The organism is Amycolatopsis thailandensis, from assembly GCF_002234405.1.
Classification (GTDB): domain Bacteria; phylum Actinomycetota; class Actinomycetes; order Mycobacteriales; family Pseudonocardiaceae; genus Amycolatopsis; species Amycolatopsis thailandensis.
In genome coordinates, this window is the sequence record NZ_NMQT01000060.1 from 113,034 (window position 1) to 134,728 (window position 21,695).

Annotated in this window: 19 protein-coding genes; 10 read left to right on the forward strand and 9 right to left on the reverse strand. The window is 67.8% G+C overall.

Translation table 11 applies throughout. The features are described from left to right. Position 1: 1 nt before the first annotated feature. The 4 genes from CFP71_RS17640 to CFP71_RS17655 are packed head-to-tail and all read left to right on the forward strand — an operon-like array spanning position 2 to position 4,455. On the forward strand, positions 2–1,165 hold the full coding sequence (locus tag CFP71_RS17640) for a serine hydrolase domain-containing protein (RefSeq protein WP_093934948.1): 1,164 nt from the start codon (positions 2–4) through the stop codon (positions 1,163–1,165). A gap of 19 nt (positions 1,166–1,184) precedes the next feature. Further along, positions 1,185–2,159 carry a deoxyribose-phosphate aldolase gene (gene deoC / locus CFP71_RS17645; protein ID WP_093934949.1) on the forward strand — a complete coding sequence of 325 codons (975 nt, stop codon included), beginning with the start codon at positions 1,185–1,187 and terminating at the stop codon, positions 2,157–2,159. A gap of 3 nt (positions 2,160–2,162) precedes the next feature. Then, complete coding sequence (locus tag CFP71_RS17650; protein ID WP_093934950.1) at positions 2,163–3,596, forward strand: aldehyde dehydrogenase family protein; 1,434 nt, start codon at positions 2,163–2,165, stop codon at positions 3,594–3,596. Continuing rightward, on the forward strand, positions 3,589–4,455 hold the full coding sequence (locus CFP71_RS17655) for an aldehyde dehydrogenase family protein (RefSeq protein ID WP_093934951.1): 867 nt from the start codon (positions 3,589–3,591) through the stop codon (positions 4,453–4,455). The genes CFP71_RS17650 and CFP71_RS17655 overlap by 8 nt, the downstream gene beginning before the upstream one ends. 68 nt (positions 4,456–4,523) lie before the next feature. Here CFP71_RS17655 and CFP71_RS17660 read toward each other — a convergent pair whose 3' ends face one another. Further along, complete coding sequence (locus CFP71_RS17660; protein ID WP_093934952.1) at positions 4,524–5,159, reverse strand: TetR/AcrR family transcriptional regulator; 636 nt, start codon at positions 5,157–5,159, stop codon at positions 4,524–4,526. A gap of 217 nt (positions 5,160–5,376) precedes the next feature. Between CFP71_RS17660 and CFP71_RS17665 the strand changes: the two genes are divergently transcribed. Both CFP71_RS17665 and CFP71_RS17670 read left to right on the forward strand, forming a co-directional pair. Beyond that, a complete protein-coding gene (locus tag CFP71_RS17665) occupies positions 5,377–6,591 on the forward strand; it encodes a cytochrome P450 (RefSeq protein ID WP_093934953.1) in 1,215 nt (404 codons plus the stop codon). An 8-nt stretch (positions 6,592–6,599) separates the two neighbouring features. Beyond that, positions 6,600–6,794 carry a ferredoxin gene (locus CFP71_RS17670; RefSeq protein ID WP_034304647.1) on the forward strand — a complete coding sequence of 65 codons (195 nt, stop codon included), beginning with the start codon at positions 6,600–6,602 and terminating at the stop codon, positions 6,792–6,794. A gap of 315 nt (positions 6,795–7,109) precedes the next feature. On the opposite strand, the gene CFP71_RS17680 is transcribed toward CFP71_RS17670, so the two are convergent. Genes CFP71_RS17680 through CFP71_RS17695 form a run of 4 tightly spaced genes read right to left on the reverse strand, consistent with a single transcriptional unit; the run spans position 7,110 to position 11,194 of the window. Next, positions 7,110–7,925: a carbohydrate ABC transporter permease gene (locus CFP71_RS17680; protein WP_093934955.1), complete on the reverse strand. Its 816-nt coding sequence runs from the start codon at positions 7,923–7,925 to the stop codon at positions 7,110–7,112. Continuing rightward, positions 7,922–8,857: a carbohydrate ABC transporter permease gene (locus CFP71_RS17685; protein ID WP_039919425.1), complete on the reverse strand. Its 936-nt coding sequence runs from the start codon at positions 8,855–8,857 to the stop codon at positions 7,922–7,924. The genes CFP71_RS17680 and CFP71_RS17685 overlap by 4 nt, the downstream gene beginning before the upstream one ends. Further along, complete coding sequence (locus CFP71_RS17690; RefSeq protein ID WP_093934956.1) at positions 8,857–10,197, reverse strand: ABC transporter substrate-binding protein; 1,341 nt, start codon at positions 10,195–10,197, stop codon at positions 8,857–8,859. Before CFP71_RS17690 ends, CFP71_RS17685 begins: the two co-directional genes overlap by 1 nt. Continuing rightward, the gene (locus CFP71_RS17695; RefSeq protein WP_093934957.1) at positions 10,190–11,194 is read right to left on the reverse strand and encodes a zinc-dependent alcohol dehydrogenase family protein; all 1,005 of its coding nucleotides are present in this window, start codon (positions 11,192–11,194) and stop codon (positions 10,190–10,192) included. The genes CFP71_RS17690 and CFP71_RS17695 overlap by 8 nt, the downstream gene beginning before the upstream one ends. A gap of 129 nt (positions 11,195–11,323) precedes the next feature. On the opposite strand from CFP71_RS17695, the gene CFP71_RS17700 reads away from it, so the two are divergent. Beyond that, positions 11,324–12,304: a sugar-binding transcriptional regulator gene (locus tag CFP71_RS17700; protein ID WP_093934958.1), complete on the forward strand. Its 981-nt coding sequence runs from the start codon at positions 11,324–11,326 to the stop codon at positions 12,302–12,304. A gap of 153 nt (positions 12,305–12,457) precedes the next feature. Here the strand turns inward: CFP71_RS17700 and CFP71_RS17705 are convergent, their stop codons facing one another. Continuing rightward, positions 12,458–12,823: a winged helix-turn-helix transcriptional regulator gene (locus CFP71_RS17705; RefSeq protein WP_093934959.1), complete on the reverse strand. Its 366-nt coding sequence runs from the start codon at positions 12,821–12,823 to the stop codon at positions 12,458–12,460. A gap of 74 nt (positions 12,824–12,897) precedes the next feature. Between CFP71_RS17705 and CFP71_RS17710 the strand changes: the two genes are divergently transcribed. Beyond that, positions 12,898–13,491 carry an NADPH-dependent F420 reductase gene (locus tag CFP71_RS17710; protein WP_093934960.1) on the forward strand — a complete coding sequence of 198 codons (594 nt, stop codon included), beginning with the start codon at positions 12,898–12,900 and terminating at the stop codon, positions 13,489–13,491. A 106-nt stretch (positions 13,492–13,597) separates the two neighbouring features. Here the strand turns inward: CFP71_RS17710 and CFP71_RS17715 are convergent, their stop codons facing one another. Continuing rightward, entirely contained in the window at positions 13,598–16,102 is a 2,505-nt protein-coding gene (locus CFP71_RS17715; protein ID WP_093934961.1) for a DEAD/DEAH box helicase, read from the reverse strand. A gap of 153 nt (positions 16,103–16,255) precedes the next feature. On the opposite strand from CFP71_RS17715, the gene CFP71_RS17720 reads away from it, so the two are divergent. Then, complete coding sequence (locus CFP71_RS17720) at positions 16,256–17,506, forward strand: primosomal protein (protein ID WP_093934962.1); 1,251 nt, start codon at positions 16,256–16,258, stop codon at positions 17,504–17,506. A gap of 199 nt (positions 17,507–17,705) precedes the next feature. Here the strand turns inward: CFP71_RS17720 and CFP71_RS17725 are convergent, their stop codons facing one another. Together CFP71_RS17725 and CFP71_RS17730 are read right to left on the reverse strand one after the other, a co-directional pair. Then, positions 17,706–18,914 (reverse strand): MFS transporter, encoded by a 1,209-nt coding sequence (locus CFP71_RS17725; protein ID WP_093934976.1) that lies wholly within the window; start codon positions 18,912–18,914, stop codon positions 17,706–17,708. A gap of 65 nt (positions 18,915–18,979) precedes the next feature. Continuing rightward, a complete protein-coding gene (locus tag CFP71_RS17730; RefSeq protein WP_093934963.1) occupies positions 18,980–20,080 on the reverse strand; it encodes an adenosine deaminase in 1,101 nt (366 codons plus the stop codon). Positions 20,081–20,290: 210 nt separating this feature from the next. On the opposite strand from CFP71_RS17730, the gene CFP71_RS17735 reads away from it, so the two are divergent. After that, on the forward strand, positions 20,291–21,382 hold the full coding sequence (locus tag CFP71_RS17735) for a PA containing protein (protein WP_093934964.1): 1,092 nt from the start codon (positions 20,291–20,293) through the stop codon (positions 21,380–21,382). The last annotated feature ends 313 nt before the right edge of the window (positions 21,383–21,695 follow it).

The following is a 21,695-nucleotide window of genomic DNA, read 5'->3' on the forward strand; positions in this document are numbered from 1 at the left end:
GATGCGCCGAAGTTTCGTCGCCATCACTTGTGCCGCACTGCTTTCCGTCACCGCCTTCCCGGCTGCCGCCGCCGGGAAAACCGATCCGCGCCAGACCGCGATGGACGCGGCGATCGCCGCGGGCATCCCGGGCATGGTCGCCGTCGCCGACGATTTCCGAGGCGCCAGTGGCGTCGCGAAGATCAATCGGCCGGGCAAGCCCGACGCGTCGGGCCGCTGGCGGGTCGCGAGCGTCTCCAAGGTGTTCGTCGCCACGCTCGTCCTGCAGCTCGTCGCCGAAAAGCGGGTCGGACTGGACGAACCCGTGCAGCGCTACCTGCCGGGGCTGCTGCCGTATCCGGAGCCGATCACCGTCCACCAGCTGCTCCAGCACACCAGCGGCCTGCCGCGCGACCTCGCCCCCGAGGACACCTGGGCGTCCGGACCGGAGATCGACACCGAACGCTTCGAGCACTTCGACAGCGACGACCAGATCCGCCTGAGCGTGTCCAAGCAGCCGCTGCAGTTCAAGCCGGGGACGAGCTGGGCGTACTCCAACACCGGCTACAACGTCCTCGGCCTGCTGGTCGAGAAGACCACCCGCAAGCCGCTCGAACGCGCGCTGGCCGAGCGCATCACCGGCCCGCTGCACCTGCGTGACACCTCGCTCCCGCGTGACTTCCCGTTCCTGATCGGCGCGGCCGCCCACGGCTACGAGCAGCTGTACGACGCGCCGCGCGGCCTCACCGACGTCACCACCTACAACTACTCGCGCTACTTCGGCGCGGGCGGCGTCGTCTCTTCGGGTAAGGACCTCAACCGCTTCTTCGAGGCCCTGTTCGGCGGCCGTCTGCTGCCCGCGGATCTGGTGAAGCAGATGAAGACGACCGTCCCGGCGGGCGGCGGCATGGAATACGGCCTCGGCCTGATGAAGCTGAACCTCAAGACCGCGGGTGCCTGCGCGGAGGACATCACCATCTGGGGACACGGCGGCGACCTGCCGGGATTCAACACGCTCAGCTTCCACGACGAATTCGGCAAGAACATCTCCACGCTGGCCACGGTGGACCTCACCGCTTCACCGGACGCCTCGCTCAAGCGTCAGCTGCCGATGGTCAGCGAGTTCTGCACCCCGGTGGTGCCTTCGGCCAGGGCCGCCGCCCAGGCCCCGGTGCCCAGCCTGTAGGCCGCTTACACTCACCCGTATGACAGCTACGACCAGCTCGTCAGCGGCGACGGGGACCCCGTCGCCGCTGACGGACGCGACTCGCGACGAGGCGAGCCTGCGCCGGTTCCTGCACGGGCTGCCTGGTGTCGACCAGGTCGGCGTCGAGCAGCGGGCCGCCGGACTCGGCACGCGCAGCATCAAGAAGGCCGCCAAGCTCTGGGCGATCGACACCGCCATTTCGATGGTCGATCTGACGACCCTCGAAGGCGCCGACACCCAGGGCAAGGTCCGCGCGCTCGCGGCGAAGGCCAAGCGGCCGGACCCGGAACGCCCGGACACCCCGCGGGTCGCGGCCGTATGCGTGTACCCGGACATGGTCGAGACGGCTGTCGAGGCGCTTCGCGGCACCGGCATCCATGTCGCGAGCGTCGCCACCGGCTTCCCCGCCGGGCGCACGAGCCGCGAGATCAAGCTGGCCGACACCAAGATCGCCGTCGACGCCGGAGCCGCCGAGATCGACATGGTGATCGACCGCGGCGCGTTCCTGGAAGGCCGCTACCTGGAGGTCTTCGAGGAGATCCAGGCGATCAAGGCCGCCTGTGGCAGCGCTCACCTCAAGGTCATCCTCGAAACCGGTGAGCTGGCCACCTACGACAACGTCCGCCGCGCGTCCTGGCTCGCGCTGCTGGCGGGCGGCGACTTCATCAAGACCTCCACCGGCAAGGTGTCGCCCGCCGCGACGCTGCCGGTCACCCACGTGATGCTGCAGGCCGTCCGCGACTGGTTCGTCCAGACCGGTGAACTGCGCGGCGTCAAACCGGCCGGTGGCATCCGGACGACCAAGGACGCGATCAAGTACCTGGTCGCGGTGCACGAGGTCGCCGGCGAGCAGTGGCTGAACCCGGATCTGTTCCGGTTCGGGGCGTCCAGCCTGCTCAACGACCTCCTGCTGCAGCGCCGCACCCAGGCCGACGGCCACTACAGCGGCCCCGACTACGTCACGGTGGACTGATCCATGGGCATCTTCGAGTACGCGCCCGCGCCCGAATCGCGCGACCTCGCGAACCTCAAACCGCGTTACCGGCCGTTCGTGAACGGTGAGTTCGTCGACGGCTCGGGTGAGCCGCTCAAGACGATCAACCCGGCCACCGAAGAGGTGCTGGCCGAGGTCGGCACCGCGTCGGTGTCCGATGTGGACATCGCGGTGAAGGCCGCACGCAAGGCGTACAACGGTGTCTGGTCCAAGATGCCGGGCTCCGAACGCGCCAAGTACCTGTTCCGCATCGCGCGCCTGATCCAGGAGCGGTCGCGGGAGCTGGCCGTCCTGGAAAGCCTCGACAACGGCAAGCCGATCAAGGAATCGCGCGATTCCGACGTGCCGACGGCCGCCGCGCACTTCTTCTACCACGCGGGCTGGGCCGACAAGCTCGACTACGCGGGCTACGGTCCGAACCCGAAGCCGCTGGGCGTCGCGGGCCAGGTCATCCCGTGGAACTTCCCGCTGCTGATGCTCGCGTGGAAGATCGCGCCCGCGCTGGCCACCGGCAACACCGTGGTGCTCAAGCCCGCGGAGACCACGCCGCTGACGGCGCTGGTGTTCGCCGAGATCTGCCAGCAGGCCGAACTCCCGCCGGGTGTGGTCAACATCCTGCCCGGCGCCGGGGACATCGGTGCCGCGCTGGTGGGCCACGGCGACGTCAACAAGGTCGCCTTCACCGGCTCGACCGAGGTCGGCAAGGCCATCCAGCGCCAGATCGCGGGCACCGCGAAGAAGCTGACGCTGGAGCTGGGCGGCAAGGCGGCGAACGTCGTCTTCGACGACGCCCCGCTGGACCAGGCCGTCGAGGGGATCGTCAACGGGATCTTCTTCAACCAGGGCCACGTCTGCTGCGCGGGCTCACGCCTGCTGGTTCAGGAGTCGATCGCCGAAGAGGTGCTCGAAAAGCTGCGCCACCGCGTCTCGACGCTGCGGCTGGGCGACCCGCTGGACAAGAACACCGACATCGGCGCGATCAACTCCGCCGAGCAGCTGGCGAAGATCAAGGGCCTGGTGGAGTCCGGCGACGCCGAGGGCGCGGAGCGCTGGACCAGCCCGTGCCCGGTTCCGGAACGTGGTTTCTTCTTCGCCCCCACGGTGTTCTCCGACGTCCAGCAGTCGATGCGCATCGCCCGCGAGGAGATCTTCGGGCCGGTGCTTTCGGTGCTGACCTTCCGCACGCCGGACGAGGCCGTCACCAAGGCGAACAACACGCCGTACGGGCTTTCGGCCGGCATCTGGACCGAGAAGGGCTCGCGCATCCTGTGGATGGCGAACCAGCTCCGCGCCGGTGTCGTCTGGGCCAACACGTTCAACCGCTTCGATCCCGCCGCGCCGTTCGGCGGCTACCAGGAGTCGGGTTTCGGCCGCGAAGGCGGACGCACCGGACTGGAGGCCTACCTCGATGTCTGACCGTATTTCGGTAGCCAAGACCTACAAGCTCTACATCGGCGGCAAGTTCCCGCGCTCGGAGTCGGGCCGCGTGTACCCGGTCACCGACAGCAAGGGCAAGTTCCTGGCGAACGCCTCGCACGCGTCCCGCAAGGACGTCCGCGACGCGGTTTCCGCCGCCCGCAAGGCTTTCGGCGGCTGGTCGGCGGCGACGGCGTACAACCGCGGCCAGGTGCTGTACCGGGTCGCGGAGATGCTGGAAGGCCGCCGCGAGCAGTTCGTCGCGGAGGTGTCCGCGTCCGAAGGCGTCGCGACGAAGAAGGCACAGTCCATTGTGGACGCGTCGATCGACCGCTGGGTCTGGTACGCGGGCTGGACGGACAAGATCGCGACCGTGCTCGGCGCGGCCAACCCCGTCGCGGGGCCGTACTTCTCCTTCACCGTGCCCGAGCCGACCGGTGTCGTCGGCGTGCTGGCGCCGCAGCAGTCGTCGCTGCTGGGTCTGGTGAGCGTGCTGGCCCCGGTGCTGGCGACGGGTTCGACCGCGGTGGTCGTCTCCAGCGCGGACAGGCCGCTGCCCGCGATCACGCTTTCGGAGGTCTTGGCGACGTCCGATCTGCCCGGCGGCGTCGCGAACATCCTGACCGGACGCGCGTCGGAGCTGGGCTCGTGGCTGGCTTCGCACGGCGACGTCAACGCCCTCGATCCGACAGGCGCGGAGCCTTCCGCGCGGGCGGACCTGGCGCGTGACGCCGCCGGCACCGTGAAGCGCGTCCTGACCGTGCCGGACGCCGAGCCGGACTGGACGGCCGACGCCGACATCTCGCGGCTGCGGCGGTACCTGGAGGCGAAGACCGTCTGGCACCCGCTGGGCGTCTGACCTCCGCGTTTCGTCCTCTGAATGCGCTGGGGCCGGATCGCGTTTAGCCCGCTGAACGCGATCCGGTCTCAGGGGTCCAGGTCGGATCCGGTCAACGCCCTGCCCGGAAGCGGCTCGGTCTTCCCCGCCCGCAGGCCGTCGATCATAATCCCGATACAGCGCCGCATCGCGATCCGCGCGACCTCTTCGCCCTTCCCCGGCATCTGCCGCAGCAACGTCGCGAACAACATCGCGACGTCCCCGGTGCCGACGTCTTCGCGGAGCCTGCCCTCCGCCTGCGCGCCCTGGACGAAGCCACCGAGCACCACCAGCAGCTCGTCACGCAGGGCCTTGATCGCGGGATCATTCCTGAGGATCACCAGCGCGCGGGGCGACACCATCGCGAGCTGGATGCTCAGCTGCAGCTCCATCGACTGGTGCAGCAGCCGGATCAGGGCGTCCCAGTCCGAAGGCTCCTCGTCCTTCGCGGCCTTCGCGTCCCTGAGCACCCTGTCGAAGTTGTCGACGGCGACCGCCCTGATCAGCGCGTCGCGGTCCGGGAACCGCCGGTAGAGAGTGCCGACGCCGACGCCCGCCGAGCGCGCGATCTCCTCCATCGGGACCTCGGCGCCTTGCGCGGCGAAGATGGCTCTCGCGGCGGCCAGGATCTGATCCCGGTTCCGGCGCGCGTCGGCACGCAAGCGGGTCTCGGGGTCGGCTGTCATGGTCCTCGCCTCTCGAAGGTCCTTCAGGGCCGTGATTCTCGCACGTAAGGGCCTTCCCTTCACGCTTCCCGGGAAACCACCCCTTCGCGAGTGGACGACCCGCCTCCACTTGAGTACCTTGGGGTCATAAGCGGAATGCAACCATCCGCATACGTTTTGGGGCCCCCTGTCCGATATCGCCCGAACCCACCCGACATTCCGGGAAAGGACAAACCCGATGACTGACGTCGAGGAAACCACCGCGAACCTGCCGCTCATGCGGAAATGCCCGTTTTCCCCGCCACCGGAATACGAGACGCTTCGTACGGAAAGCCCGATTTCCCGGGTCGGCCTCCCTTCCGGGCAGACCGCTTGGGCGCTCACCCGGCTCGAGGACATTCGCGAAATGCTGAGCAGTCCGCATTTCAGCTCCGACCGGCAGAATCCGGACTTCCCGTTGATGATCAAGCGGCCCGTCCGCCGCGAGGAAAAGCCGTTCCGCGCGTCCCTGATCTCGATGGATCCGCCGGAGCACAGCCAGGCCAGGCGTGACGTCGTCGGGGAATTCACGGTCAAGCGCATGAAAGCGCTCCAGCCTCGAATCCAGCAGATCGTCGACGAGCACATCGACGCCCTGCTCGCGGGCCCTCAACCCGCCGATCTCGTCCAGGCGCTTTCCCTGCCGGTGCCGTCCCTGGTGATCTGCGAACTGCTCGGCGTCCCCTATTCGGACCACGAATTCTTCCAGGGCTGCAGCTCCAAGCTGCTCAACCGGGAGGTTCCCCCCGAAGACCGCCAGGTGGCGTTCGAACAGCTGGAAAACTATCTCGACGAACTCGTCAGCAAGAAAGAAGCGAACGCCACCGAGGACGACCTCCTCGGCCGCCAGATCCTTAAACAGCGGGAAACGGGCGAAGCCGAGCACGACGAACTCGTCGGCCTGGCGTTCTTGCTGCTCATCGCCGGTCACGAGACCACGGCGAACATGATTTCGCTCGGCACCGTGACCCTGCTGCGGAATCCCGACCAGCTGGAGAAGATCAAGGCGGACCCGGGCAAGACCCTCGCCGCGATCGAAGAACTCCTGCGGGTCTTCACCATCGCCGAGACGGCGACCTCACGCTTCGCGACGGCGGACGTCGAGATCGGCGGCACGCTGATCCGGGCGGGTGAAGGCGTCGTCGGCCTGAGCAACGCGGGTAACCACGACCCGAACGGCTTCGAGAACCCCGACGACTTCGACATCGAGCGCGGGGCGCGGCACCATGTCGCGTTCGGGTTCGGGGTGCACCAGTGCCTCGGCCAAAACCTCGCGCGGATGGAACTCCAGATCGTGTTCGATACGTTGTTCCGTCGTATGCCGGGGATCAAGGTCGCCGTTCCGGTCGACGAGTTGCCGTTCAAGCACGACTCGACGATCTACGGCCTCCACGCCCTCCCGGTCACCTGGTAGGAGGAGCCATGAAGATCATCGCGGACACCGGGAAATGTGTGGGCGCGGGCCAGTGCGTGCTCACCGATCCCGACCTGTTCGACCAGAGCGAGGACGACGGGACGGTCCTCGTGCTGAACGCCGAGCCCGAGGGGGAAGAGGCGGAGGAGAACGCGCGGACCGCCGTGCACATCTGCCCTGGTCAGGCTTTGTCACTCGCGTAGGGGGCGGTCAAGCCGGGGCCCCTGAGGATTCCGGCCGCAGTTGATCGCGAGTCCGGTCTGTGAAGGCCTCCTTCCCTACCTTCAGGGTAGTGAAGGAGGCCTTCACGGACACTCGGGTCGCCATGTTCGCCCCAGATGCGCCACCAGTCACATCGAGGCCGCGTGAAGGCCTCCTTCACGCGGCTCAGCCGAGGAAACTCGACCTTCACGCCTCGCCGAAGTACATGAAGGCCCCCTTCCTTGCGCCAGGCGCAAGGAAGGGGGCCTTCATGTACTTGAGCGGCCTTGGGGACGGCAGGGCCAAGTGCTCGTGACCTACTTGACCGCGCCCATGGAAAGACCCCGCACAAGGTGGTTCTGCGCGATCCAGCCGACGATCATCACCGGCAGTGACGCGAGCAACGCGGCCGCGGACAGCTGCGCCCAGTACAGTCCCTCGCTGGTGATGAACCCGACCAGGAACACCGGCACCGTCCCGGCCCGGGCCGCGGTGAGGTTGACCGAGTAGAAGAACTCGGTCCACGAGAAGATCACGCAGATCAGCGCGGTCGCGGCCACCCCGGGCGCGACGACCGGCATGATGATCTTCCGCAGCAGCACCGGCAGGGTCGCGCCGTCGATACGGCCCGCCTCGATCATCTCGTGCGGCACTTCCAGGAAGAACGACCGCATCATCCAGATGGCCAGCGGCAGGTTCATCGACGTGTACAGGATGATCAGCGCCCACACGTTGTCCAGCAGCTGGACGTTCTGCGAGATCACGTAGAGCGGGATGATCGCCGCCACGATCGGCAGCATCTTCGTCGACAGGAAGAAGCCGAGCGCGTTGCTCGTCCCCTTCACCGGCGCCAGCGAAAGCGCGTACGCCGCCGGGATTCCCAGCAGCAGCACGAAAATCGTCGAAATGACGGTCACGAACGCCGAGTTCGACAGGTACGGCAGGAAACCGCGTTCGAGCACGCCCGCGAACTGGTCGAGCGTCGGGGTGAAGAACAGCCGCGGCGGATCGGTGTAGGCGTCGGCCTCCTGTTTGAAGGCCGTGAGGATCATCCACAGCAGCGGGAACACGAACAGGATCGCGATCACCCAGGTCACGACCGTGAGCGAGCCCGCGCCGAACCGGCCTTTCATTTCGCGCCTCCCTGGACCGAGAACGTGCGGAACATCAGGCGCAGCGCGAAGGTCGCGACGATCATCGTCAGGATCACGACGATCACGCCCATCGCGGACGACTGCCCGACGTCGAATCCTTGGAACGCCCGCTGGTAGATGTAGAACGGCAGGTTCGTGCTGGCCGTACCCGGGCCACCCTGTGTCATCAGGAAGATCGCGTCGAAGCTGTTCACGATGTAGATCGCGCCCAGCAGCGTCGCCAGCTGCAGGAACCGGCTCAGATGCGGCAGCGTGATCGCGGTGAACGTCCGCCAGCGGCCGGCACCGTCGACCGACGCGGCCTCCAGCACGTCCTTCGGCTGACTCTGCAACCCGGCCAGGATCAGCAGCATCATGAACGGCGTCCACTGCCAGACGACCTGGGCCATCACGGCGGCCAGCGGGAACTCCGAAAGCCAGTCGACGTCGGTGCCGAACACGAAGTGCAGCAACCCGTAGGTCGGGTCGAACATCGTCGTCTTCCACAGCAGCGCGCCCGCCGCGGGCAGGATCAGGAACGGCGTGATCAGCAGGGTCCGGACCACGCCGCGGCCGAGGAACTTGCGGTCCAGCAGGATCGCCAGCCCCAGGCCGAGCAGCAGCGAGAAGAACACGCAGACCACCGTGAGCACGACGGTGTTCAGCAGCGCCCCGAGGAACGTCGAATCGGCGAAGACGTCGATGTAGTTCTGCAACCCGACGAAATGCCTCGAACCGGGCCGCACCAGGTTCCACGACTGGAACGAGTAGAACACCGTCAGCACGAACGGAAGCTGTGTCACGGCGACGACGAACAGCAAGGCGGGTAGCAGGGGTAGCCGTCGTTTGAACGGCGTGTCGGTGCCGCGCTTCGGAGCCGCCGTCTTCGCGTGGGCGGGCTCGGTGCGGGCGGGAGCGGAGAGCGTGGCCATCACTGCACCTCCTGATACGACTTGCCGACGGTCTGCGCGTACTCCTGTGACTGCTTCAAGGCTTCGTCCACGGTGATCTGGCCCGCGATCGCCGCCGAAAGCTGCTGGCTCACCCGGGTGCCGAGATCCTGGAACTCGGGGATGCCGACGAACTGGATCCCGGGGTAGGGCACCGGATTCGCCATCGCCTTCCGCTGGTCGGCGTCCGCGATCCCGTCCAGCGTCGGCTGCGCGTAGGCCTTGGCGGCCTCGCGGTACTGAGGGATGTCGTAGGTCGACTTCCGCACGCCCGGCGGGACGCGGTTCCAGTCGCCGAACTCCTTGGCGACGCGCTGCACGTAGGCCTTGTCCGTCATCCAGGACATGAACTTGAAGGCGGCGTCCTTGTCCTTCGCGACCTTCGGGATCGCCAGCGCCCAGGTGTAGAGCCAGCCGCTCGCCTGCGTCTTCTCCACCGGAGCCGGGGCGTACCCGGACTTCCCGACGACCTTGCTGGCCGACGGGTCCTCGTTCGTACCCGCCATGACCGTGGCGTCGTACCACATCGCGGCCTGGCCCTGCGTGTATCGCGTGCCGCATTCGGAGAAGCCCGCGCTCGACGCCCCGACCTCGCCGTGATTTCGCACGAGGTTCACGTAGAACTCGGCGGCCGCCTTGAATTCGGGGCTGGTCAGCTTGGCGTTCCAGTCCTTGTCGAACCACTGCGCGCCGAAGGTGTTGGCGACCGTGGTGAACGGCGCGAGGCTCTCGCCCCAGCCGGGCTTGCCGCGCAGGCAGATCCCGGCGACGCCTTTCGCCTTGTCGTCGAGCTTCGCGGCGAACTCCGCGATCTGCGACCAAGTCGGCTTGGCGGGCATCTGGAGCCCGGCCTGCTCGAATAGATCCTTGCGGTAGGCCAGGAACGAAGACTCGCCATAGAACGGCACCGCGTACATGGACCCGTTGTGCGACAGGGATTCCTTGATACTCGGGATGAAGTCGCCCGAGTCGTAGGCGGGATTCGCCGCGATATGCGGTTCGAGGTTTTCGAGCCAGCCGTTCGCGGCCCACTGCGGTGCCTCGTAGTTGCTGATCATGACGACGTCGAATTCGCCGCCTTCGGTGGCCGTCGACGCGGTGATCTTCGCGCGGGCCTGGTTTTCGGGCAGCGACACGAACTTGAGGGTGACGCCGGGGTTCGCCTTCTCGAACTCGCCGGAAAGCTCGATGGCGTCCTTCATCTGCGGGTTCGCGACGATCCCGACGACGAGCGTCCGGTCACCGGTCCCGAGCGCGCCCGCACCGGCGCATCCGGTGAGGGTCAGCAGGAGAACTCCGAGCAGAGCGGCCGCTTTACGCACTTTCGCCTCCCGGTATTACCTGCACCTTCAGACCGGCGCCACTGCGCATGAGGGCGAGAGCGTCGGGGTACCGCTCCAGCGGCAAGGTGTCGGTGAGCAGCGCGCCGGTGTCGACGGCGCCGTTGGCGACCAGGTCGAGCGCGGTACCGAAGCTGTTCATGACGGCCATCGAGCCGACGACGGTGATCTCGTCGTTGTAGATCCGGAACGGCGAAAGCGCGACGCGTGCTTCTTCCGGCGCGACGCCGAAGACCAGCAGACGGCCTCCGCGCTGAAGTGAGTCGAAAGCGGCTTCGATCGCGGGAGCGGCACCGGTGCAGTCCGCGGCGGCTTCGAACTTCTCGTCGTCCAGGTCCTTCACGTCACCCGCGACCGCGACAGCGCCGAGATCCATGGCCCGGCTGAGCCGCGCGGTGTTCCGGTCGACCACCGTGACCTGGGCGCCCGCGCGCTGCAACAGCTGCTGCATGATCAGTCCCATCGTGCCCGCGCCGACGACGAGGAACCGCTCCCCCGCCTCGACCCCGATCCGGCGCACGCCGTGGACCGCGCAGGAGACCGGCTCGACGAGGGCGCCCTGCTCCCAGGTCATCGTGTCCGGCATGCGATAGCAGTTCGCGGAGGGAACGGCGACGTACTCGGCGAAAGCGCCGTTCACGGTGTCGCCGGTCGCGTTCCAGTTCTCGCAGAGGTTGCCGCGGCCGGACCGGCAAGGCTTGCAGTAGCCGCAGAACAGCGACGGGTCGACGGCCACCCGGTCGCCGACCTGCCAGCCGCCCGGCACGTCCGCGCCGAGTTCGACGATCTCGCCGGCGAACTCGTGGCCGGGGACGATCGGATAGGGCGTCGGCGGGAAGTGCCCGTCGGCGATGTGGAGGTCGGTCCCGCAGATCCCGCAGGCACCCACCTTGACGACGACCTGGCGATCCCCCGGTTTCGGATCGGGTACCTCGCCGACCCTGATCTCCCCGGGCTTGTCCACGATCGCGGCACGCATGCCAGCTCCTCTTCTCTCCGCTCAAATGAGCGGGACGGGCCTATGCTTCAGACTGCATGTTCAGGCATGGTGAACTTTTCCCAGTTGTTACGTCAACCTTTCGGGTCTATTTCGCGCTATAGTGCTCAGATGAGCGGGAAGAAGCAGAGTCCCGGACTGGTGGAGTCGCTGCGCCTGGCCGCGGTGGCCCGGCGGTTCTACGAACAGGGCGCCTCGAAACTGGAAATCGCCGACGAGTTCGGGATCAGCCGGTTCAAGGTCGCCCGAATGCTGGACACCGCCAGGGAAAGCGGCATCGTCACGGTCGAGTTCCGGCTGCCGGCGCCGGTCGATCTCGTGCTGTCGGAGGAAATCCGCTCCGCGTATCGGCTCGACCGCGTTCTCGTGCTCGAACGAGCGCCGGAGCCGGAATCCCGCGAAATGGCGCGACGGAAGATCGGCTCGCTCGCCGCCCGCCTCCTGACCGAAATCGTCACTCCGGGCGACGTCATCGGCCTGTCCTGGGCACGGTCCGTGAACGCGATGACCGAGGCGATCGAGTCGCTGCCGAAATGCCCGGTCGTGCAGCTGTGCGGGGTGCAGGCGGGCATGGACATGCGGGACCGGTCGGTGGAGACGGTCAGCCGGGTCGCGTCGGTGTCCGGCGGCGAGCCGTACCCGATCTTCGGGCCGCTCGTCCTCCCCGACCGCCGCACCACCGAGACGCTGCGCAGGCAGCCCGGGATCGCGGAGACCTTCGGGCAGTTCAAGAACCTGACCAAGGCCGTCGTCAGCATCGGCGCGTGGAAGCCCGAGGAGTCGACCGTCTACGACGCGCTCGACGAGACCGAGCGGAGCGCGATAGCGAAACGCGGTGCCAAAGCGGAGGTTTCCGCGCGCCTGTTCGACGCCGACGGGACGCCGATGTCCACCGGACTGGCCCATCACGTGCTGGCCATCAGTGCCGAGGAGCTGCTGGCGGTCCCCGAGGTGATCGCGCTCGGCTACACGGAACCGAAGGCCGAGGCGATAGACGCCGTCCTGCGCTCAGGCATGGTCTCGACGCTGATCACCGACGCGGCGGCGGCCATCCCGCTCCTCAGACTGGCCGAGGCTCGCCCGCCCACCTGACGCCTTCGGGCCACGTCGCGCCTTCGGAGGACGAACGCTGCCGGGCACTCGCGTGTCGGCCGCCCAATCACGCGTGTCGTCCACTCAGTCACGTGTGTCGTCCGTCCAATCACGCGAACCGCCCGGCCGCGGGTACCTGAGACACAGCGGGTTCTAACCGTCCTTGCCACTCACGAGCCCGACCGCCCTGTCCTGAGCCGCCAGCACCTCGTCGCCATGCCGGAAGGCCCACTCGCCGAAGGCCTCGATAGGCCCGAGCAGGCTGGCCCCGAGGTCCGTCAGCGAGTACTCCACCTTCGCCGTCCGCCCACAGTCGCGCCGGTGGACCAGGCCGTTGAACTCCAGCCGCCGGACCGTTTCTGTGAGCACCTTCGTGCTGATCCCGCCCAGCCGTCGCCGCAGTTCCGCGGGCCGCGACGGTCCCTCCCGCAGGGCCCACAGCACGACCGGGTTCCACGTGTTCGCCATCAGGTCGAAGGCCAGCCGGGCGCGGCAATCGGCGAGGAAGACGTCGTCCATGAGACCTCCGGTAACCACTTGGTACCCGCGCCGCTTTCTACGGTCGTGTCGTAACTCGATCTTAGGGAGCGGCAATGCGTATCGGTATTTTCGGCGCTGGCGGGATGGCGGAGGCCCTCGGCGGCCGGTGGTCCGGGCACGAGGTGATGGTCGCCGCGCGCGACCGGGCCAAGGCGGAAAAGATCTCCGCCCGGGTGGGGACCTGGGAGGAGACCGCTCGCGCGAGCGACGTGATCCTGCTCGCGGTCCCCGCGCCGTCGGCGACAGAAGTCGTTGCGGCCGCGGGAGAATCCCTCGCGGGGAAGATCCTGATCGACTGCACCAACGCGGTCGGGCCAGGCGCCGTGCTGACGATCCCCGACCAGGCCGAGCGGATCGCCGCCGCCGCGCCGGACGCGCACGTGGTCAAAGCGTTCAACCTGTGTCACGTGGACGTCTGGCGGATGACTCCCCCGGTGTTCGGCGGCCGCCCGCTCGCGGTGCCGCTCTGCGGCCCGCCGGAGGCCGTCGAGGTGGTGAGCTCCTTGGTCCGCGACCTCGGTTGCACGCCACTGAACGCCGGCGGGCTCGACCGTGCGCGGCTCATGGAGGCGACCATGGCGTTCATGGTCGGGCTGTGGTTCGACGGCCACGACGCCCAGGCTTGCTTCCCGCCCCTTCCGGCCTGATTTCAGGCCCGTCGCCGCGGGCTGAAGGGAACTTTCACCGCATCTCACGCGGCGAAGGACGCTTTCCCCACGTCACATGCGGGGAAAGCGTCCTTCAGCCCCTGCCTCAGAGCTGGTCCACCGCGGTGATCCGGATGACCGCCGAGCCAGCCTCGTCCGAAGCCGCCAGATCGACTTCCGCGCCGATGCCCCAGTCGTGATCGCCCGCGGGGTCGTCGAAGATCTGCCGCACCCGCCAGATCTCCGTCTCCTTCTCGATGATCAGCAGCTTGGGGCCACGCGCGTCCGGCCCGATGCCGAGCGTTTCGTGCTCGTCGAAGTAGTCCTCGATGGCGTCTTCCCACGCGTCCGCGTCCCAGCCCGACGCGGCGTCCAGCTCGCCGAGCGCCCCGTAGGAACGCCGGGCGGCGAGCTCGACCCGGCGGAACAGCTCGTTCCGCACGAGCACCCGGAAAGCCCGCTCGTTCCGCGTGACCGCGGGCGGCTCGGACGGCGGCCTCGCCGAAACCGGGCCCTCTTCTTCGGGGTGCCGCAAGGCTTCCCACTCGTCGAGGAGACTGGAGTCGACCTGGCGCACCAGTTCACCGAGCCATTCGATGAGGTCCTGCAGCCCCTCGTCCTTGGCCTCGTCGGGGACCGTGTGCCGGAGCGAGTCGTAGGTGTCGGTGAGGTACCGCAGCACCAGCCCTTCCGAGCGGGCGAGCTGGTAGAAACCGATGTACTCCACGAAGTTCATCGCGCGCTCGTACATGTCGCGCACGACCGACTTCGGCTTGAGCTCGTAGTCCTCGACCCACGGATGCCCTTGCCGGTAGCGGGAATACGCCGCTTCCAGAAGTTCCTCCAGCGGCTTCGGATACGTGACGTTTTCGAGCAGTTCCATCCGCTCGTCGTATTCGATGCCCTCGGACTTCATCGCCTGAACGGCCTCGCCGCGCGCCTTGAACTGTTGCTGCGAAAGCACCGGGCGAGGATTGTCCACAGTGGATTCCACAATGGACACGACGTCGAGCGGATACGACGGCGACTCGACGTCGAGCAGTTCGATCGCGGCCAGCGCGAACGGCGAGAGCGGCTGGTTCAGCGCGAAATCGAACTGCAGGTCCACGGTGAGCCGGACGATGCGGCCCTGCTCGTCGGGTTCGTCGAGCCGCTCCACGACCCCGGCCGCGAGCAGCGCGCGGTAGATCGCGATCGCGCGCAGGATCAGCTTCCGCTGAGCGGGACGGTCGGAATGGTTGTCCTCCAGCAGATGCCGCATCGAGTCGAACGCGTTGCCCGGCCGGGAAACGACATTCAGCAGCATCGAGTGGCTGACATGGAAACTCGACGTAAGCGGCTCCGGCTCGGCCGCGATCAGCCGGTCGAAGGTGCTCTCCGTCCAGTTGACGAACCCTTCGGGCGCCTTCTTGCGGACGATCTTCTTTTTCTTCTTGGGATCGTCGCCCGCCTTCTCCAGCGCCTTGGCGTTTTCGACGACGTGGTCCGGCGCCTGCACGACGACGTAGCCATCGGTGTCGTACCCGGCACGGCCCGCGCGCCCGGCGATCTGGTGGAACTCGCGCGCCTTGAGATGCCGTTGCCGCACTCCGTCGTACTTCGTCAGCGCGGAGAAGACCACCGTGCGGATAGGTACGTTGATGCCGACGCCGAGCGTGTCGGTCCCGCAGATCACCTTCAGCAGCCCGGCTTGCGCGAGCTGCTCGACCAGTCGCCGGTACTTCGGCAGCATGCCGGCGTGGTGCACGCCGATGCCGTGCCGGACCAGCCGGGACAGCGTCTTCCCGAACCCGGCCGAGAAGCGGAAGTCGCCGAGCATCTCGGCGATGGCCTCCTTCTCCGCCTTCGAGGTGACGTTGATGCTCATCAGCGTCTGCGCGCGCTCGATCGCCGCCGCCTGCGAGAAGTGCACGACGTAGACCGGCGACTGACCGCCGTTGAGCAGCTCGGACATCGTCTCGTGCAACGGTGTCAGCGCGTAGCGGAAGGTGAGCGGCACCGGCCGCTCCGCCGACGTGACCACCGCGGTGGGGCGGCCCGTGCGCCTGGTGAGATCTTTTTCGAAGAACGAGACGTCGCCCAGCGTCGCCGACATCAGCACGAACTGCGCCTTCGGCAGTTCCAGCAGCGGCACCTGCCAGGCCCAGCCTCGATCCGGTTCCGAGTAGAAGTGAAACTCGTCCGCGATGACCTGGCCGACCGGCGCGTCGGCGCCGAACCGCAACGCCATGTTCGCCAGGATTTCCGCCGTGCAGCAGATGATCGGCGCGTCGGCGTTCACCGCCGAGTCCCCGGTCATCATGCCGACGTTCTCGGCGCCGAAGATCTCGATGAGCTGGAAGAACTTCTCCGAGACCAGGGCTTTGATCGGCGCCGTGTAGTAGCTGCGGCGGCCGTGCGCGAGCGCGGTGAAGTGGGCGCCGACGGCGACCAGGCTCTTACCCGAGCCCGTCGGCGTCGACAGGATCAGGTTCGCCCCGGAGACCACCTCGATGATGGCCTCCTCCTGCGCGGGGTACAGCTCTAACCCGCGCTCGGCTGTCCAGGTCGAGAAGGCTTCGAACAGCGAGTCGGGGTCGGGAGCCGCAGGCAGGAGGTCTGTAAGTGTCATCAGAAGGCCTATCGTGCCATCCGTTGGTCGCTTCTTGCCCAGGGGTGATCGCGCCCATCGGCGGAAACCCGTAGGCTTCGCGGTACCGCGCACCCATCGGGCAAGCATCGCCCGGCCGCGCGCACACAGGCGGTAATCCGAGAGGGCTAAGGAATGGCACAGGACATCATCCCGATCGAACTCGGCCTGCCACAGGGTGACGTCGTCACTCTCTGGGCGCCGCGCTGGCGGGAGGACGGCGAGGAATGGGAAGCCTTCCTCGGCGACGAGGAGGACCTGTACGCCTTCCCGGACGCCGCGCACCTCGCCGCTTTCGTGCGGACCTCCGAGCAGCACGACCTGCTCGACCACCCCGCGTGGGAGGTCGTGCCGGCGCTGAACGTGCCCGAGCTGATCCCGGACGACGACCACACCTACGACCTGGTGGGCGTCCCCGAGCTGGTCGCCGAGAAGCCGGACCAGTGGACGCTGGGTGAGCTCGCCGAGATCATCGGCATCGTGCGTTCGCTCGCGGACGTGTGCGAGCTCGACGAGGTCCACGAAGTCCTCGACGCGCACGAGAGCTTCTCGCTGCTGGACCAGGGCACGCTGCCCTTCTCCGGCCGCGACGGCGAGCGCCTGTGGGCGGACCTGTCGCAGGCGGTCTCCGAGAAGTGGGACACCGTGCTCGACGCGATCGACGGCCTGGTGACCGTTCCCGACGTCGACGAGAAGGTGCTGGAGCAGACGGCCGAGGAGCTCGCGACCTTCCTCGCGGAGTCCGCCGAAGCCGAGGCCGCCGCCGCCGAGAACGAGGACCTCGAAGACGTCGACGCGGACGACGAGGACGAAGACGACGAGCCCGTCGGTTTCTGGGGCGAGGTCGGCATCGACCCGATCAAGATCATCACCTCGGGCGCCGAGTACTACACGCTGCGCTGCTACCTCGACGACAAGCCGATCTTCCTCGGCAGCGAAGGCGAGATCGACGTCTTCTCCTCCGAGAAGGCCCTCATCCGCGCGATCGCGGACGGCAAGGAACTGGCGGGCAACGACCTCGCCCAAGTGTCCACTTGGGACGAGGTGACCACGAAGGCCACCGCCGGCGAGCTCGAGATCGACGTCGACACCGAGAACACCTACGTGTTGAACGGCATCGCCGACGACATCGCCGAAGGCCCGGAGGCGATCGACCCGACCCAGCTGGAGCTGGCCGTCGAGCTGATCACCGACGCCGCCGACTGGGCCGACGACGACAGCGTCGACACCGCGCTGGCCGCCAACGAAAGCCTCGGCTGGCTGGTGTCGTTCGTGCTGCGGCCGGACCCCACGCGCCTCGAGCCGAGCGCTCCCTTCGACGCCGAGCAGTCCGAGTGGCGCAAGCTCGTCGAGACCTTCGAGAACCGTTTAGCTGTCGCGCGCTGACGAAAAGCGCGCCGAAGGGGCGTCGTTCCCGTTCAACGTCACGTTGAGCGGGGAGGCGCCCCTTCATCGCGTTTTCGTGGGCCTTCGGCCCGAAAGAGGGCGCGCGAGGTGAAGTCTCTCGTCGCGCTGGCGCGCTTCCGAGAGACGGTCCGCCGGTCACCTTGCAGAGCACGTTCGGTCACTTGGTGGAGCACGTCGGTCACTTGGTGGGGCGCGCGGTCTTTTCGTCTTTGACGGGTACCAGCGCCACTGCCAGCGCCGGGAAGACCGCGGCGACGCAGAAGGCCAGCGCGTACCGCGAGTCGCCGATGACCAGGCCCAGCATCGGCGGGGTCAGGGCGGCGGCGATGTTCTGACCGGTGTTCTGCGTGCCCATCGCCCGCCCGGCCCAGGCGAGCCCGGCCATCTCGGCCGAGGCGGTGAAGCCGAGTCCGTTGTCGGACACGGTGATCACCGCGGCCAGGACCAAGGCGAGCAGCACCAGCCACGGCCAGGTCGCGTCCCCGGCGGCGACGAGGAGCATGACCGCCGCGCTCGCGACCGCCAGTTGCCGCATCGGCCGCAACCGGCTGCCGACGCGGTCGGACCAGCGGCCCGAGACGAGCCTGCCCAGCGCGCCCAGGATCTGGACGGCGCCGACGAACCAGCCCGCCGACGCGGCCGTCCAGTGGTGGACGGTCACCAGGTACACCGGGGTGAAGGCGGAGACGGTGAACTGCGGGACGACGAGCAGCGCGCTCGCGCCGTGCACGCGCCAGAGCGCCGGCCTCCGGTACGGCGACGGCGGCTTCTCCCCCGCGCCGGTCCCGGTGTCCGGCCTCGGCGGGTCGACCAGCAGCCAGGCGACGAGCACCGCGACGACGATCGCGGCCAGCGCGGGCAGCATCAGTGAGACCTGGAAGCCCCAGTGATCCGCGAGCGGCGGGAGCCCGAAGGCGGCGACACCGACCCCGAGCGGCTGCGCCATCTGGCGGATGCCCATCGCGAAGCCGCGTTCCGCCGGGCCGAACCAGCCGAGGACCGCCCTGCCGCTCGCGGCGTTCACTGACGCGGTGCTCGCGCCGGCGAGCAGAAACACTCCAAAGAGGATCCCGAGCGAGTGGGCGCCCACGGCCGCGTACACGAGGAGTAACCCCGAGACGCCGAGTCCGAGGGCCATTACCAAACGCTCTCCGTAACGGTCGGCGGCCGCACCCCACAGGATCAAGGTGAACAGCAGGCCAAGACTCGGCGCCGCGACCACCGTTCCCGCTTCGGCGAGCGTGAGCCCCTCCGCACGCTGCATGGACGGCACCAGGAACGGGATCCCGTAGAGGAACGAACAGCTCGCGGTCTGCGCGGCGAGGCCGAGCGCGAGGATGAGCCAGCGCCGTTTGCCGCCGATCCCCACGTCCACGACCTGCGCCATCTTCGTCACCGTTTCACTATTTGGGATAGAACTCCTACATAGTGAACGATAGTTGTCCGTGCTAACTACCGCAAGGCCGCGTACCCGGGCTTGATGACCGTGTTGATGATGTCGAGCCGCTGATCGAAATCGAGGAACGCGGATTTCATCGCATTGATGGTGAACCACTCGAGATCGGCAGGCCCGAAGCCGAAGGCCTCGGTCAGGGCGGCGAATTCGCTGGTCATGGAGCAGCCGCTCATCAGCCGGTTGTCGGTGTTGACGGTGACCCGGAAGCGCAGCCGGGCGAGCAGACCGATGGGGTGTTCGCCGATCGAGCTCGCCGCTCCCGTCTGGACATTGGAGGTGGGACAGATCTCCAGCGGGATCCGCCTGTCGCGGACGTAGGCGGCCAACCGTCCCAAATGGACCGTGCCGTCACTGTCGGTCTTGATGTCGTCGACGATCCGCACACCGTGACCGAGGCGCTCCGCGCCGCAATGCTGAATCGCCTCCCAAATGGACGCGAGTCCGAACGCTTCACCGGCATGAATGGTGAAATGCGCATTATTCGTCCGCAGGAACTCGAATGCGTCGAGATTTCTGGTAGGCGGAAATCCGTCTTCCGGTCCGGCGATGTCGAACCCGACCACGCCGGCGTCGCGGTAGCGGACGGCGAGACCGGCGATCTCGAGTGCCCTGGCGTGCTGGCGCATCGCGCAGAGCAACGTCCCGACGCGGATCCGGCCGCCCGCGGCCGCCACTCTCCGTTCACCTTCCTCGAACCCGGCCTGAACGGCCTCGACCACCGCATCGAGTGACAGTCCGCGTTCGACGAAGAGTTCGGGCGCGTACCGCACCTCGGCGTAGACGACCCCGTCGGCCGCGAGGTCTTCGACCGCCTCGGCGGCCACTCTGACCAGCGCTTCCTCCGTCTGCATCACGCCGCAGGTATGCGCGAACGTCTCAAGGTACGAGACGAGAGAGCCGGAATCGGCGGCGTCGCGGAACCATCGGCCGAGCGCGACGGGATCACCGGTCGGAAGGGCCTGGTACCCGGTCTGTTCGGCGAGTTCGGCGACCGTCGCGGGACGCAATCCGCCGTCCAGGTGGTCGTGGAGGAGAACCTTGGGAGCACGGGCCAGTACCGCCTCCGGGACGAGGGGTCTGCTGCTTTCAGAGGACATACGTAACGGTAACCAGGCTGTCATTCCCCTACATGGTGGTAACTCCCGCGCTCCGGTTAACCCTCGGCTTTGTCGATCACCGGCTGAATCGGCCATCAGGGTCAGAGCTCGGCATTGTCCGATACCCGGGGGCCATACGCAGAGCAATTTCGCAATGGATAAGCTTCACGTCACGTCCCTCCCATTTCCCCGCCCACGAAGGACACCGCAGTGACCACTGACAACCACATTGCAGCAGCCCCGTCCTTCGACCGGATGCGCAACATGCTGGTGCGCGCGGCCGAAGTGCGTGAGAGCGAACAGCAGCAGATCTTCGACGCGCTCGACGACATCTACGCACGTCTGGCGCCGGTCGACTCGCTCGGCGCGGTCCGCAAGCGCCTCTCGGAGATGCCCGACCGCACCGAGACCAGCGTGCTCGCCGAGCGGCTCGACGAGACCATGTCGCGGCTCGAAGCGCAGGACACCGCGATCGCCGCGCTGACCCGCGCCGTCGAAAGCATCGTCGACAAGCTGGCCAAGCCGTTCGCCCAGCTCGACGGCCGCCTCGACGGCATGGCCGCGCGCCTCGAAGGCGTCGGGGGCCGGATGGACGGGCTCGAGGACAAGCTCCAGAACATCCACCGCCGTCTCGACGAGCTCGGCGCGCACCTGGACAAGCAGGACGTGAAGACCGACTCGCTCCCGCAGTCGGTGATCGGCCCGGTGCGCGAGCGCGTCGAGCAGGCCGAGTCGACCCTGCGCGACCGCGTCGACACCGTCGACCGCGAGCTGCGCACCCGCGTCGAGAACCTCGACAAGGCCACCAAGGACAGCCTCACCGCGAACACCGAGGCGCTGAAGACCGCGCTGACCGAGACCGGCGAGATGATCGACGCTTCGGAGCGCCTCGACGGCCTCGGCGACCGCCTCGAGAAGGTCACCTCGCGGCTGGACGACCTCGCGGAGCGGCTCGACAAGGTCGAGGACGGCTTCACCGGACGCCTCGGCGACCTCGACGGCTCGATCCGCAGCGGCCTGTCGAAGGTCGAGAGCACGCTCCAGAAGCAGCCGGACACCGACTCGGTCGACACGCTGGTGCGCAAGAGCAACGACGAGTCCGTGCGCCGCATCGGCGGCCAGCTGGACGAGGCCATGGCGACCTTCGCGGAGCTGATGCTCGGCGGTGGCCCGGCCGTGCAGCAGATCGCCCCGCCGCCGCCCGCCCCGCGTCAGCCGCGTCGCAGCTCGCGCAACGGCCGGGCGCCCAAGGCGGCCGACGCCAAGGCCAAGGCCGACGGCACCGACGAGACCTCGGACTGACGTCTCCGCTTGACGCGTGAAGGCCCTCTTCCCCGGCTCCGCCTCGGGAAGGGGGCCTTCACGCTTCTCCAGTCCCTCGCGCAGGCGGATCGCGTTTAGCCCGCTAAACGCGATCCGGCGGTCGCCCGCGTTTCGTCCTCTAAATGCGGTGTACGTCCTGGGCCCGGCGTGTCGGGCCGCGCCCGATGTCCCCAATGTGGCATTGGGGACGCTGAGCGCCTCCAATGCCACATTGGGGACACCTGCCCCGCGCCGACCTGCGTTTAGCGGGCTAAACGCGATCCGGCGGTCGCCCGCGTTTCGTCCTCTGGAT

Excerpts from the sequence above, each read along its gene's own strand:
- CFP71_RS17710 (WP_093934960.1), top strand. The coding sequence starts at position 12,898 with ATGCGTATCGGTATTTTCGGCGCTGGCGGGATGGCGGAGGCCCTCGGC.
- CFP71_RS17670 (WP_034304647.1), top strand. The coding sequence starts at position 6,600 with ATGAAGATCATCGCGGACACCGGGAAATGTGTGGGCGCGGGCCAGTGC.
- CFP71_RS17680 (WP_093934955.1), bottom strand. The coding sequence starts at position 7,925 with ATGAAAGGCCGGTTCGGCGCGGGCTCGCTCACGGTCGTGACCTGGGTG.
- CFP71_RS17650 (WP_093934950.1), top strand. The coding sequence starts at position 2,163 with ATGGGCATCTTCGAGTACGCGCCCGCGCCCGAATCGCGCGACCTCGCG.
- CFP71_RS17715 (WP_093934961.1), bottom strand. The coding sequence starts at position 16,102 with ATGACACTTACAGACCTCCTGCCTGCGGCTCCCGACCCCGACTCGCTG.
- CFP71_RS17655 (WP_093934951.1), top strand. The coding sequence starts at position 3,589 with ATGTCTGACCGTATTTCGGTAGCCAAGACCTACAAGCTCTACATCGGC.
- CFP71_RS17660 (WP_093934952.1), bottom strand. The coding sequence starts at position 5,159 with ATGACAGCCGACCCCGAGACCCGCTTGCGTGCCGACGCGCGCCGGAAC.
- CFP71_RS17725 (WP_093934976.1), bottom strand. The coding sequence starts at position 18,914 with ATGGCGCAGGTCGTGGACGTGGGGATCGGCGGCAAACGGCGCTGGCTC.
- CFP71_RS17685 (WP_039919425.1), bottom strand. The coding sequence starts at position 8,857 with ATGGCCACGCTCTCCGCTCCCGCCCGCACCGAGCCCGCCCACGCGAAG.
- CFP71_RS17665 (WP_093934953.1), top strand. The coding sequence starts at position 5,377 with ATGACTGACGTCGAGGAAACCACCGCGAACCTGCCGCTCATGCGGAAA.
- CFP71_RS17700 (WP_093934958.1), top strand. The coding sequence starts at position 11,324 with ATGAGCGGGAAGAAGCAGAGTCCCGGACTGGTGGAGTCGCTGCGCCTG.
- CFP71_RS17730 (WP_093934963.1), bottom strand. The coding sequence starts at position 20,080 with ATGTCCTCTGAAAGCAGCAGACCCCTCGTCCCGGAGGCGGTACTGGCC.
- deoC (WP_093934949.1), top strand. The coding sequence starts at position 1,185 with ATGACAGCTACGACCAGCTCGTCAGCGGCGACGGGGACCCCGTCGCCG.
- CFP71_RS17695 (WP_093934957.1), bottom strand. The coding sequence starts at position 11,194 with ATGCGTGCCGCGATCGTGGACAAGCCCGGGGAGATCAGGGTCGGCGAG.
- CFP71_RS17705 (WP_093934959.1), bottom strand. The coding sequence starts at position 12,823 with ATGGACGACGTCTTCCTCGCCGATTGCCGCGCCCGGCTGGCCTTCGAC.
- CFP71_RS17640 (WP_093934948.1), top strand. The coding sequence starts at position 2 with ATGCGCCGAAGTTTCGTCGCCATCACTTGTGCCGCACTGCTTTCCGTC.
- CFP71_RS17720 (WP_093934962.1), top strand. The coding sequence starts at position 16,256 with ATGGCACAGGACATCATCCCGATCGAACTCGGCCTGCCACAGGGTGAC.